Below are 12,431 nucleotides of genomic sequence, written 5' to 3' on the forward strand. Positions count from 1 at the left end.
CCTCATCATGGTCAACCTGCCCCGCGATCGGATGGATCAAGTCGTCAAGCGTTTCGAGATGCTCGAAGCGCAGATGTCGGCTGGCCCGGCGCCGGATGCCTATGTGCGGATGGCATCCGAATATGCCGAAATCCAGGACATGGTGGCCGAGGTCAGGGCACTGCGCTTGGCCGAGCATGAGCAGGCCGACCTCAAAGCCATGCTTGCCGACAAGGGCACCGATGCCGAGATGCGGGCGCTTGCCGAGGCCGACCTACCGGAGGTCGAGGAACGCATCGAGGCGCTGCAGAGGGACATCCAGATCCTGCTGTTGCCCAAGGATGCGGCCGACGACAAGAACGCCATTCTCGAAATTCGCGCCGGAACCGGCGGTGATGAGGCCGCCCTTTTCGCCGGCGACCTGTTTCGCATGTATGAGCGCTACGCTGCCGAACATGGCTGGCGTTTCGAGACGGCTTCGGCCAGTGAAGGCGATGCCGGCGGCTACAAGGAAATCATCGCCACGGTGTCGGGCAAGGGCGTCTTTGCGCATCTGAAATTCGAATCCGGCGTGCACCGCGTGCAGCGCGTGCCGGCGACCGAGGCGAGCGGGCGCATCCACACGTCGGCGGCAACCGTCGCGGTGCTGCCGGAAGCCGAAGAGGTCGACATCGACATCAGGGCCGAAGACATCCGCATCGACACGATGCGCGCCTCGGGTTCAGGCGGCCAGCACGTCAACACCACCGATTCGGCCGTTCGCATCACTCATTTGCCGACTGGCATCATGGTGGTGCAGGCGGAGAAGTCGCAGCATCAGAATCGGGCGAAGGCCATGCAGATCCTGCGCGCCCGGCTCTATGACCTGGAGCGCGGCAAGGCTGACGAGGAGCGTTCCGAATCGCGCAAGTCGCAGGTCGGTTCCGGCGACCGCTCTGAACGCATCCGCACCTATAATTTCCCGCAAGGCCGTGTCACCGACCACCGCATCAACCTGACGCTCTACAAGCTCGACCGGGTGATGATGGGCGAACTTGACGAGATCATCAACGCGCTGATCGCCGATCACCAGTCGAAGCTGCTTGCCGACATCGGCATCGATGGCTGATCAACTGCCCGAGACGCTCGGGCCGCTGCTGCGGGAAGCGCAGGCTCGGCTTGCCGCTGCCGCTACCGATGATCCGGCGCTCGATGCGCGGCTGATCGTCGAGCATTTTTCCGGCACCACGCGTACACAAGCCATCGCGGACCCCGAACGCAAGGTCGACGCCGATATTGTTGCCGAAATCGACGCCGCCTTGCGACGCCGCGCCGGCGGTGAGCCGGTGCACCGCATCCTCGGCTATCGTGAATTCTATGGTTTGCGCCTGTCGCTGTCGCCGGAGACGCTGGAGCCGCGGCCGGATACCGAAACGCTGGTCGAGGCGGTGTTGCCCTTCGTCAATGCAATTGCGGCGCGGGAGGGCGTATGCCGGATCCTCGATCTTGGCACCGGCACCGGCGCCATTGCGCTGGCGCTGCTCAGCGCCGTGCCGACAGCTACGGCCACCGGTGTCGATCTGTCCGCGGGCGCGTTGGCGACGGCGACCCGCAATGCCGGGCAGCTGGGCCTTGCAAGGCGGTTCACAGCGCTCCAGTCGGACTGGTTTGAAAAAGTTTCGGGCCGGTACCATGTAATTGCCGCAAACCCTCCCTATATACCCTCCGAAGACATAGGAAATCTGCAGGACGAAGTCCGCAATTTCGACCCGCGCTTGGCCTTGGATGGCGGCGCGGACGGTCTGAACCCCTATAGGATCATCGCCGCGGAGGCGGTGAGGTTTTTGGAAACTGAAGGCAGGATTGCGGTCGAGATCGGCCACACGCAGCACGATCAAGTCTCGAAGATATTCACAGTTGCCGGCTACGTGCCGGGTGGTGCTTTTCGGGATCTTGGCGGAAACGACAGGGTTCTTGTCTTTGAAAGGATAAAGCCTTGATGCAGTGCAAAAAAGCGCTTGGCAATGCCGGGGAATGCGGCTAGGGTCGCCTTAACCGGATGAGACGAAGCAGGCAGTGCTCTTAGCGATTCGGTTTTCCTTGGAAATAGCTGCCTTCTTGCGCAAACGATGCCCAAGCTTCGTGCGGGAATCGTCCGGCAAGTGATGTAACCGGAACAGGATGGCACGTGGCGCCAACGCAATTGATGCGGGCGAACGCCGGTGAAGAGACGAAGCGGCTGGCTGCATGAGCGCCTCCGTTCGTGAAGAGTTTTCGAAAATTTCAAGATGAAGAGAGTTTGATGAGGCCACAACAGCAGAACAGGCGCATGCGCGGTCGCAACAACAATGGCGGCGGCAGCAACAATAACAACAATAACAACAACAACCGCAAGGGGCCGAACCCCCTGACGCGCAACTACGAGAGCAATGGCCCGGACGTCAAGATCCGCGGTTCGGCTCAGCAGATCGCCGAAAAATACGCCACCCTTGCCCGCGACGCGCAAAGCTCCGGCGATCGGGTCATGGCGGAGAATTATCTCCAGCACGCCGAACATTACAATCGCATCATCGCGGCCGCGCAGGCGCAGATGCCGATCCAGAACACGCAGCAGAATCGCGATGATTTCGACGATGACGGCGACGAGGATCGCGACGATTTCGACAATGCCAGCAACAACAGCAATACCGTTTCCGATGCCCAGGTGCCGGTGATCAACCATGGCGCCGGCCCGCAGCCGGTCATCGAAGGCATGCCGGCCGAGGTTGCACTCAACCGGGAAGGTGGCCGCGACAATCGTGACAATAGCGGGCGTGACAACAGCGGACGTGACAATAGCGGGCGCAACAGTGGTGGCCGCGACAACAGTGGCGCACGCCATCGCGATCGTCGCCCCAATGGCGGTTACGGTCAGCGGGATTATTCGTCGTCCGCCGAGCAAGGTGGTCAGTCCCGGGGCAACGAGGCTCCGGTTCAGGCCGAAACCGCTTCGCCGACCGAGTCCGTTGCGGCGGCCGAACCCGCTCCGTTGTTCGAGAACCTTTCGCCGGCGGGTCTTGCCGCCCAGGCCGAGCTCAATGAGGCGGCCGCCGAAAGCGGTGCTGCCCGTCGCCCGAGGCGTCCGCGCCGTCCGCGCGTCAATGCCAATCAGGTCGACAGCGGTGGCGACAGTGCCGAAGGCGGCGAGGTGACTGCGGCCCCGGCCGACAGCGGCAACGCTGAACCGGCCATTGTCGACATCGACAACTGATCGAACGACATTTCAACACATTGAGCGGCGGGGAGAAATCTCCGCCGTTTTTGTTTTGTGCCGCGATGGAATATTATGCGTTGACCGATATCAAGGCGTCTTGAGAGAGCGTGGCCTATGCACCATATCTCGGCTGAACAGGATCCGGCTCGAATGGGCGGGTTCGTCACCGCAATCTGATCCGGTGCCGCAAAGCGGGCCGGTGATGGAAGGAGACAGACATGAACCTTGAGAAATACTCCGAGCGCGTGCGCGGCTTCATCCAGTCCGCGCAGACCATGGCGCTCTCCCGCAACCACCAGCAGTTCACGCCTGAACACATCCTGAAAGTGCTCGTCGACGATGACGAGGGCCTGGCCGCATCGCTGATCGAGCGCGCCGGCGGCAACGTCCGCGACGTCAAGCTTGGCGTCGAGACGGCGCTCGAGGCGATGCCCAAGGTCGAGGGCGGCAATGGGCAGCTCTATCTCGCGCAGCCGCTGGCAAAAGTGTTCTCGACCGCCGAGGAACTGGCCAAGAAGGCGGGCGACAGTTTTGTCACCGTCGAGCGGCTGCTGCAGGCGCTCGCCATGGAGAAATCGGCCAAGACCGCCGACATCCTGGCCAAGGCCGGCGTCACCGCGCAGGCACTCAACCAGGTCATCAACGACGTCCGCAAGGGCCGCACCGCCGATTCAGCGAGTGCGGAACAGGGCTACGACGCGCTGAAGAAATATGCGCGCGACCTGACCGCGGATGGGCGTGCCGGCAAGCTCGATCCGGTGATTGGCCGTGACGACGAGATCCGACGCACCATCCAGGTGCTGTCGCGCCGCACCAAGAACAATCCGGTGCTGATCGGTGAACCGGGCGTCGGCAAGACAGCGATCGCCGAAGGCCTGGCGCTGCGCATCGTCAATGGCGACGTGCCGGAATCGCTGAAGGACAAGCAATTGATGGCGCTCGACATGGGCGCGCTGATTGCCGGCGCCAAATACCGCGGCGAGTTCGAGGAACGGCTGAAGGCCGTGCTCTCCGAAGTCACCTCGGCCAGCGGCAACATCATCCTGTTCATCGACGAGATGCACACGCTGGTCGGTGCCGGAAAGGCGGATGGCGCCATGGATGCGTCGAACTTGTTGAAGCCCGCGCTTGCGCGCGGTGAACTGCACTGTGTCGGCGCCACCACGCTCGACGAGTACCGCAAGCATGTCGAGAAAGATGCAGCCCTTGCCCGGCGCTTCCAGCCGGTGTTCGTCGATGAGCCGACGGTGGAAGACACCGTTTCGATCCTGCGTGGCCTGAAGGAAAAATACGAGCAGCACCACAAGGTGCGTATCTCGGATTCGGCGCTGGTGGCGGCGGCGACGCTGTCCAACCGCTACATCGCCGACCGCTTCCTGCCGGACAAGGCGATCGACCTCGTCGACGAGGCCGCATCGCGACTGCGCATGCAGGTCGATTCCAAGCCCGAAGCACTGGACGAGATCGATCGCCGCATCATGCAGCTCAAGATCGAGCGCGAAGCGCTGAAGGTCGAGACGGACGATGCCTCGAAGGACCGACTCGCCCGCCTGGAAAAGGAACTCGTCGGCCTCGAAGAGGAATCGACCGAGATCACCGCCAAGTGGCAAGCCGAGAAGCAGAAGCTCGGGCTCGCCGCTGACCTCAAGAAGCAGCTAGACGAGGCGCGCAACGACCTTGCCATTGCCCAGCGCAAGGGTGAGTTCCAGCGCGCCGGCGAGCTAGCCTATGGCAAGATCCCGGAACTGGAAAAGAAGCTGAAGCAGGCCGAGGCCCAGGACGGCAAGGTCGGCATGGTCGAAGAGGTGGTCACCCCCGACCACGTCGCCCATATCGTCTCGCGCTGGACCGGCATTCCGGTCGACAAGATGCTGCAGGGCGAGCGCGACAAGCTGCTGCGCATGGAAGACGAGATCGGCAAGCGCGTCGTCGGCCAGGGCGAAGCGGTGCAGTCCGTCTCGAAGGCCGTGCGTCGGGCGCGTGCGGGCCTGCAGGATCCGAACCGGCCGATCGGCTCGTTCATGTTCCTCGGACCGACGGGTGTCGGCAAGACCGAACTGACCAAGGCGCTGGCGAACTTCCTGTTCGACGACGAAAGCGCGATGGTGCGCATCGACATGTCGGAGTTCATGGAGAAGCACTCGGTTGCCCGGCTGATCGGCGCGCCTCCCGGCTATGTCGGCTATGAGGAAGGCGGCGCGCTGACCGAAGCGGTGCGGCGGCGGCCTTATCAGGTCGTGCTGTTCGACGAGATCGAAAAGGCACATCCCGATGTCTTCAACGTGCTGTTGCAGGTGCTCGACGACGGCCGGCTGACCGACGGCCAGGGCCGTACCGTCGACTTCCGCAACACGCTGATCATCATGACCTCGAACCTCGGTGCTGAATATCTCGTCAGTCTCGGCGAGGACCAGGATGTCGATGTGGTTCGCGACGAGGTGATGAATGTCGTCAGGGCATCGTTCCGGCCGGAGTTCCTCAACCGCGTCGACGAGGTGATCCTGTTCCACCGGCTGCGCCGGCAGGATATGGGCCGCATCGTCGAGATCCAGCTCAAGCGGCTGGAGAGCCTGCTTGTCGACCGCAAGATCACGCTGTCGCTGGATCAGGAGGCGATCGACTGGCTGGCAGCCAAGGGTTACGACCCGGCCTATGGCGCGCGGCCGCTGAAACGGGTGATGCAGAAGGAACTGCAGGATCCGCTGGCGGAGAAGGTACTGCTCGGGGACATCCTCGACGGCTCGACCGTCAAGGTGACAGCTGGTTCCGACCGGCTGAACTTCCGCTCGAAGCCGACGATCGTCGCGGCGGAAGCGGCAGCCTGATCAAACGCCGCGCGTCCATTCTGGATGCGCGGCGTCTTGGGTCTTTGACATATGCATGTCATTCTCCCAAAACTGGCGCCACTTTTGGGCGGAATACACCAAAAAACCTGAGAGCACTGATGACGCTGGACGACTATAACGACTTCTGCGCTTCATTGCCGTCGACGACCCATGTCGTCCAGTGGGGCGGTGCCCATGTCTGGAAGGTCGGAGCCAAGGTCTTTGCGATCGGCGGCTGGGGCCAGGGTGGCAACTCTTCGTAACCTTCAAATGCTCCGATATCGCCTACGATGTGCTCAAGGAGCAGCCGGGTCTGCGGCCCGCGCCCTATCTTGCCTCGCGCGGCATGACATGGATCCAGCGTCAGACAAGCCAGAGCATGGATGATAGTGCGCTGAAGGACTATCTGCGCGAGAGCCATCGTCTTGTCGCCCTGAAGCTGACCAAGCAGGCGCGCAAGGAATTGGGTCTTGCCGCAAGCTAGATAATATTCGCCGATGCGCCGGAAACCGCCATCTTCATGCCCGGTTCATATTGGAACCATATGGTGATTGACTGGTTTGCTGGCGAAGGGGTTCGCCTTACAGGGACACTGCCGGGCGGCGGCAATTACGGACCGGAGAGCTTCGCCACCATGCTGCGCACGATCTTCACCCTCTTGGCACTTGCCGGCGGGTTCTTGTCTGCCAATGCCGTCGCTGCCCCGACGCAGGACAGCGCACCACCGATTGTCCGGGCCATCAACGACGGTGCCATCCTGCTCGCACAGGACGGCAATCTGGACATCTACTACGACGCCAGGGGCAACCGCGTCATCGTTGACGCCGAAACCGGCAAGGTCATCGCCATTCAGCCGCCGAAGTCGCGACTCGATCGCCGCGCGCTGCGTCGCGAGACACGGTTGCGCGAACTGGGCCGCGTCCCCGATGACAATGATCGCTACTATCTCGACAATCCGGAAGATATGGCGCGGTTCCGCCGCAAGCAACTGGAAGAGGAAGGCCGGGTCATCCCGCCGCCGGCCGACGAATACGATCCTAACGGTGACAATTCCGTGGAAGTCTATCCGCCGCCACCGCAGGACGATGGCAGCTACGACAACAATTTTCCCGATGCACCCCAGCCGGCAGAGCCGCAAATCATAACGCGTCAGCCGCTGGACGAGGCCTCGATAGACCCTGGTCAGCCTGCGGCACCGACCGAACAGACCATGCCCGAGGATCAGGCGGCACTGCCGCCGAAGATCGGCGGCAAGACCATCGAGCCGTCGCTTTCGCTGGGAGCGCGCGAGGACGTCGCAGCGCTGCAGGTGCTGCTCGACCGGGGTGGCGCTTCGCCTGGCGTCATCGACGGGCGATTCGGTTCGAATGTCGACAAGGCACTCGCCGCCTACAACCAGATCACCGGAAGCAATCTGCGATCGACCGATGCTGTCGGCATCCAGTCAGCACTGGCGCAATCCGGCGGCGACGCTTTCGCCAACTACACGATCACGCCGGAGGATGCGGCCGGCCCGTATGTCGCCTCGATCCCGGAAGACTACAGCCAAAAGGCGCAGCTCGATCGCATGGGCTATACGTCTGTGACCGAAGCGCTGGCGGAGCGCTTCCACATGGACGAGAATTATCTCAAGGCGCTCAACCCGGACGTCAACTTCAATCGCCCCGGCACGATCATCAAAGTCGCCAATTTCGGCAGGCTGGTCTCGACGCCGGTGGCCCGCATCGTCGCCGACAAGGACAAGAAAGAGGTTTTCGCCTATGATGCCGGCGGCAAGCTGGTGGCAGCCTATCCCGCCACCATTGGCTCGTCGGATACGCCGTCACCGTCCGGGACGCATGCGGTATCGCGCGTCGCGCTCGATCCGAACTACACCTACAACCCCAGCATCAATTTCAAGCAGGGTCAAAACAACAAGATCCTGACCATTCCGCCAGGCCCGAACGGTCCCGTCGGCTCGGTTTGGATCGCGCTGGACAAGCCGACCTACGGCATTCATGGCACACCCGACCCCTCGAAGATCGGCAAGACTGAAAGCCATGGCTGCGTGCGCCTGACCAACTGGGATGCGCGTGAGCTGGCCAAACTGGTTTCGCCGGGTGTGACGGTTGAGTTTGTCGGCGGGCCTTCAGCCGATGATTTCGCGCAGCAGTGAACTCCGAAGTGCGGCGGCATAGATCAGCTGCACGACCAGGATGAAGCCGATGCCGAGCAAGGCATTGACGAATGACAATGCGGCGCCGATCGCCCACAGTATTTGCGCCTTGATGATGCGCAGATAGACCGTGCGTTTCGTTTCCGCGTCGACACCCTCTGCCAGGAAGCCGTTCTTCTCCGCATAGCACCAGCTCGCGAACAGGGTGACGCCGAGCATCAGCAGATTGAGCCAGTAGACCAGCACGGCGATTCTGAACTCGAGGAAGTCAGCCAGAAGGTCGGTCGAGAACGGCAGCAGGGCGATGAAGGCGAGAAAGCAGAGGTTCAACGTCGCAAGCCGTCGGTCGGATCTGGCGATCAGGCCATGCTGTGCCTGCTGGCCGAACCAGAAGATGGTCAGCGTCAGGAAACTCAAGGCGTAAGTCAGGAAGCGTGGCGCCAGTGCTACGATCGCGGCAAGCAGTTCGCCTTCTGAATGGATCGCCTCGCGTGCCGGCACCCTGATTTCGAGGACAATCAAGGTGAGCGCGATCGCGAACACCCCGTCAGTGATGCCGACGATGCGGCCACGTCCCTCCGCCGATGCTTCAAGTGGCCGCTTCATCGATTTCTCCCCGTTGCAATTTGCAGGAAACCTAACATGGCTGCCGCCGTTTGCGTCAGAGCAGGCGCAATCCCGGCAATGTGGCTGGTTTCAACGACAGCAAGCCGCTGGCCGGTTGTTGCCATTACACCCGAAGTCTAAGCAAGGTTCCATGCATTCACCAAGTGCCGCCGCCGCCGTCCCCCTGACCAGTCCGGTCACGAATGGAACCTTCTGCCCGCAAGCGCAGCGGCGATTTGTGCTGATCGCGGCAATCCTGGCCTCGGCACTCGGCTTCATCGACGGTTCGATCCTTGCCATCGCCATGCCGGCGATCCGCGTCAACCTCGGCGCCAGCCTGGCGCAAGCGCAGTGGATTTCCAACGCCTATGCGTTGACGCTGTCGGCGCTGATCCTTGCCGGGGGTGCCGCCGGTGACCGATTCGGGCTGCGCCGCGCCTTCGTGGCAGGCATTGCGCTGTTCATTGCCGCTTCGCTTGCCTGTGCGCTGGCGCCGAATGCAATTGTGCTGATCGCATTTCGCGCCGTGCAGGGCATTGGTGCTGCGATCATGGTGCCGGGCAGTCTCGCCATCATTGCCAAGGCCTACCCAAAAAAGGAACGCGGCCGCGCCATCGGTGTCTGGGCAGCGGCCTCGGCACTGACCACGGCACTTGGCCCGGTTTTCGGCGGCTTCGTGCTGTCGGCTTTCGGCGACGGCATCTGGCGGGCGATCTTCGCAGTCAACCTGCCGCTCGGCTTGATCTCGATCTATCTTCTGCTGGCCAAGGTTCCAGCCGATACGCCGACGGAGAAACGCAGCCTGGACCTCGCCGGCGCCGCGCTCGCGACATTGGCGTTCGGCGCGCTCGCCTATGGGCTGACCTCGATGAGCGCCAGCGACGAGAGCCACATGTCGGGGCCGAGCATTGCCGCTGGCGCCGGACTGCTTGTCGTTTTCATCTTTTTTGAACTTCGACAGCGCGAGCCGATGATCGATCTGTCGCTGTTTCGCGTCGGCGCCTTCGCCGGCGCCAATGTGGCGACGTTTTTCCTCTATTTCGCGCTGTCGGCCAATCTTTTCTATCTGCCGATGTTGCTGATAGCCGGCTGGGGGCTGAGTACGGCCGAGGTCGGCTTCATTTTCTTGCCGCTGTCGGCATTGATCGCACTCCTGTCGGGACCGGTCGGCCAGCTGTCGGACCGGATCGGCCCGCGTTTTCCGATCGCCTGCGGCAGCCTTGTCGTGGCTTTCGCCTTCGCCGGACTTGCCTTGCTCGCCCATGCCGGCATTCACAATTTCTGGACGGGGACATTTCCGCTGATGGCGCTGATGGGGCTCGGCATGGCGCTGGTCGTATCGCCATTGTCGACCGCGATCATGACGGCGGTTGAAGACAAGGATACGGGTGCGGCCTCCGGCATCAACAATGCCGTCTCGCGCATCGGCGGTCTGATCGCGGTGGCGGCGATGGGCTCGCTTGCCGCTTGGGCCTACGCGCACGCGCTGGATGGCAATGCAACGCCCGGCGTGCCTGGCTTTGGCGAGCCGGCGACGGTTGGCCTTGCGCCCGCCGTCGATGCGGCAAGGCTCGCCGCGAGCGACGCCGCGTTTGCCGCCGTCTCTGCGGTGACGGCGCTGCTTTGCCTGCTTTCGACTGTCATTGCCTGGACGACCATTTCCGGGCAACCGCTGCCATGGCCGCGGGGTTCAGAAAATCCGCAAGGCTGAGAAATTCAGCAAGGTTGGACCGACGGATCAACCGTCGATCTTGGCACTCGCAACCTTCAGCGAATCACTGTCTTCCTGCTTCAGCAGATCGTCGATGCGCTCGCGCTCGCGCTTGAAGGCGACGAGGTCGTCGCCCTTCAGCACCTTGCCTACCGGCAGCCGGACGCGCATCGAATCAACTTTGGTGCCGTTGACGATCAGCTCGTAGTGGAGGTGCGGACCGGTGGAGAGACCGGTCTGGCCGAGATAACCAATGATCTGGCCCTGGCGCACGCGCACGCCGGGTTCGATGCCTTTGGCAAAGGCGCTCTGGTGATTGTATGACGTCTCGTAGCCATTGGCATGGCGCAGGATGATCTGCTTGCCATAGCCGCCGGCCCAGCCCGCCTTCTCGACGACACCATTGCCAGCGGCGATGATCGGCGATCCGATGGGAGCGGCCCAATCGGTGCCGGTGTGCATGCGGACATAGCCGAGGATCGGATGTTTGCGGGCACCAAACCCGGAGGTAAATCTGCCGTTGGGCAGCGGGTTGCGCAGCAGGAACTGCTCGGCGCTCGAGCCGTTCTCGTCGAAATAGTCGGTGCTGCCGTCCTGCATCTGGAAACGGTAGAAGTTGCGCGTCTGGCCGCCGAACGTCGCCGAGACGTAGAGAAGCTCGGAGCTGTCCGAGGTCTGGTCGTCGCCATCGGGCTGCGAAAACAGCACTTCGATGCGGTCGGCGGGGTTGAGCCTGGACTGAAAGTCGACGCCAGACGCCAGCAGCTTGATCAGCTGCTTGGTCATCGCCTTGGACATGCCGTAGGAATAGGCGGTGCGGTAGATGCCGTCATAAATGTTGGGCAAGTTGCCGCGCACCACCACCGGAGCCGACGAATCATCGAAGGCCGTCAGCAATTCGGGATTAGGATCCGGTTCCTGCGCCGGCACATACTGGCCGCGATCGTCGAGCGCGATGGTGACGATGTGCTGTGTCCTGTCGTAGACGCTGGTGCGCACGACCCTGGCGGCATCGCCGCGAACCTCAAGCCCGACACGCAGCACGGTTCCGGCCTTGAGCGCTGTCGCGTTCAACAGCTTGGTGATGGCTTCGGCCATGCCGGTGGCGTCTTCACCCGTGTAGCCCGAATCAGCAAAAGCCTCAGTGACGTCGAGATCCTTGGTGAAGGGGATGATCTCCTCGGCGAAAGCCGGCGCCTGGTCGTCGGCGGCGGCGCGCGGCGCAACCGAGACGTTCTCCGGCACGATCTTGACGTCGTAGGAGCCTGCCATGCTCTCGGCAAAGGCTTCGCCGAACCGCTGCGGGTCGACATAGTGAAGTGAAGCGACCTGCACGGCGCCGTCGCTGAGGTCGGTGCCGGCTTCGCGCACGACCTTCTCCACTTCGTCGGCGGACAGGTCGCTCTTTTCGTCGAAGGAAGCCGTCTCGATCGGGAAATCGACGGTCTTCAGGCTCATCTCGCTCTCGACCTTGGCGCCGTAGATCTGGCCGGAAGCGGCCGAGGCTGTCGCAGGCTGAGCACTGTCGTCGCTGTCGTCGCCGAACACCTGCATCGGATCGAAGGGCGGGTAGGCGCGGCTGGTGGTGTGGCCCGCGCCAAGCGCCATCTTGATCTGCACGAAAGGCATGGTGTGGATGACGTCGCGGTCGCCGACCTTGGTCACCATCGACACTTCCATGCGGCGACGGTCCTTGGCCTTGGCGATCTGACGCGGCGCCACCAGCCTTGTGGTCTTGGCGACTTCGCCGGAATCGCCGTTACCGGCAAGATTGATCAACTCGGCGATCTCGGGCGGGGTGGCCAGCTGCTGGCGGCCGTCAAGGGCGGCGAACAGCGCGACGCCCATCAGTACGCTCGAGGTCACGCCGGTGAGGAAGGTTCCTGAAAGCCAGCGCGCAGAAACCTCGCGCCGGTCGGGCGG

At 62.7% G+C, this 12,431-nt stretch carries 8 protein-coding genes and 1 pseudogene (1 of these 9 running past the window's edge); 7 read left to right on the forward strand and 2 right to left on the reverse strand.

Features of this window, described 5'->3' with window-relative positions; genetic code table 11:
* Positions 1-7 precede the first annotated feature (7 nt).
* The 6 genes and pseudogenes from prfA to NKI20_RS21385 all read left to right on the forward strand — a co-directional run bounded on the left by prfA (position 8) and on the right by NKI20_RS21385 (position 8,191).
* Complete coding sequence (gene prfA / locus NKI20_RS21360; protein ID WP_352833953.1) at positions 8-1,087, forward strand: peptide chain release factor 1; 1,080 nt, start codon at positions 8-10, stop codon at positions 1,085-1,087.
* Positions 1,080-1,958: a peptide chain release factor N(5)-glutamine methyltransferase gene (prmC, locus tag NKI20_RS21365; protein WP_352833956.1), complete on the forward strand. Its 879-nt coding sequence runs from the start codon at positions 1,080-1,082 to the stop codon at positions 1,956-1,958. Before prfA ends, prmC begins: the two co-directional genes overlap by 8 nt.
* 302 nt (positions 1,959-2,260) lie before the next feature.
* Positions 2,261-3,208 (forward strand): DUF4167 domain-containing protein, encoded by a 948-nt coding sequence (locus NKI20_RS21370; protein WP_352833959.1) that lies wholly within the window; start codon positions 2,261-2,263, stop codon positions 3,206-3,208.
* 221 nt (positions 3,209-3,429) lie between these two features.
* Positions 3,430-6,036, forward strand: a complete 2,607-nt coding sequence (gene clpB / locus NKI20_RS21375) for an ATP-dependent chaperone ClpB (RefSeq protein WP_352833962.1) — start codon at positions 3,430-3,432, stop codon at positions 6,034-6,036.
* 119 nt (positions 6,037-6,155) lie between these two features.
* Positions 6,156-6,520 (forward strand): annotated as a pseudogene (locus NKI20_RS21380) (MmcQ/YjbR family DNA-binding protein).
* A 150-nt stretch (positions 6,521-6,670) separates the two neighbouring features.
* Positions 6,671-8,191 carry a L,D-transpeptidase family protein gene (locus tag NKI20_RS21385; protein WP_352833982.1) on the forward strand — a complete coding sequence of 507 codons (1,521 nt, stop codon included), beginning with the start codon at positions 6,671-6,673 and terminating at the stop codon, positions 8,189-8,191.
* Here the strand turns inward: NKI20_RS21385 and NKI20_RS21390 are convergent.
* Positions 8,165-8,797 carry a TMEM175 family protein gene (locus NKI20_RS21390; protein WP_352833964.1) on the reverse strand — a complete coding sequence of 211 codons (633 nt, stop codon included), beginning with the start codon at positions 8,795-8,797 and terminating at the stop codon, positions 8,165-8,167. The genes NKI20_RS21385 and NKI20_RS21390 overlap by 27 nt on opposite strands.
* Before the next feature lie 151 nt (positions 8,798-8,948).
* Between NKI20_RS21390 and NKI20_RS21395 the strand changes: the two genes are divergently transcribed.
* On the forward strand, positions 8,949-10,508 hold the full coding sequence (locus tag NKI20_RS21395; RefSeq protein WP_352833967.1) for an MFS transporter: 1,560 nt from the start codon (positions 8,949-8,951) through the stop codon (positions 10,506-10,508).
* Positions 10,509-10,535: 27 nt separating this feature from the next.
* Here NKI20_RS21395 and NKI20_RS21400 read toward each other — a convergent pair whose 3' ends face one another.
* Positions 10,536-12,431: the 3' portion of a M23 family metallopeptidase gene (locus tag NKI20_RS21400; RefSeq protein ID WP_352833970.1), read on the reverse strand. 72 nt of this gene lie beyond the right edge of the window; 1,896 of the gene's 1,968 nt are visible here — the last part of the coding sequence; the start codon falls outside the window, past its right edge; it ends in the stop codon at positions 10,536-10,538.

This window comes from Mesorhizobium sp. M0830, from assembly GCF_040319965.1.
Taxonomy (GTDB): Bacteria; Pseudomonadota; Alphaproteobacteria; order Rhizobiales; family Rhizobiaceae; genus Mesorhizobium.

Excerpts from the sequence above, each read along its gene's own strand:
- NKI20_RS21385 (WP_352833982.1), top strand. The coding sequence starts at position 6,671 with ATGCTGCGCACGATCTTCACCCTCTTGGCACTTGCCGGCGGGTTCTTG.
- prfA (WP_352833953.1), top strand. The coding sequence starts at position 8 with ATGGTCAACCTGCCCCGCGATCGGATGGATCAAGTCGTCAAGCGTTTC.
- NKI20_RS21390 (WP_352833964.1), bottom strand. The coding sequence starts at position 8,797 with ATGAAGCGGCCACTTGAAGCATCGGCGGAGGGACGTGGCCGCATCGTC.
- NKI20_RS21370 (WP_352833959.1), top strand. The coding sequence starts at position 2,261 with ATGAGGCCACAACAGCAGAACAGGCGCATGCGCGGTCGCAACAACAAT.
- clpB (WP_352833962.1), top strand. The coding sequence starts at position 3,430 with ATGAACCTTGAGAAATACTCCGAGCGCGTGCGCGGCTTCATCCAGTCC.
- NKI20_RS21395 (WP_352833967.1), top strand. The coding sequence starts at position 8,949 with ATGCATTCACCAAGTGCCGCCGCCGCCGTCCCCCTGACCAGTCCGGTC.
- prmC (WP_352833956.1), top strand. The coding sequence starts at position 1,080 with ATGGCTGATCAACTGCCCGAGACGCTCGGGCCGCTGCTGCGGGAAGCG.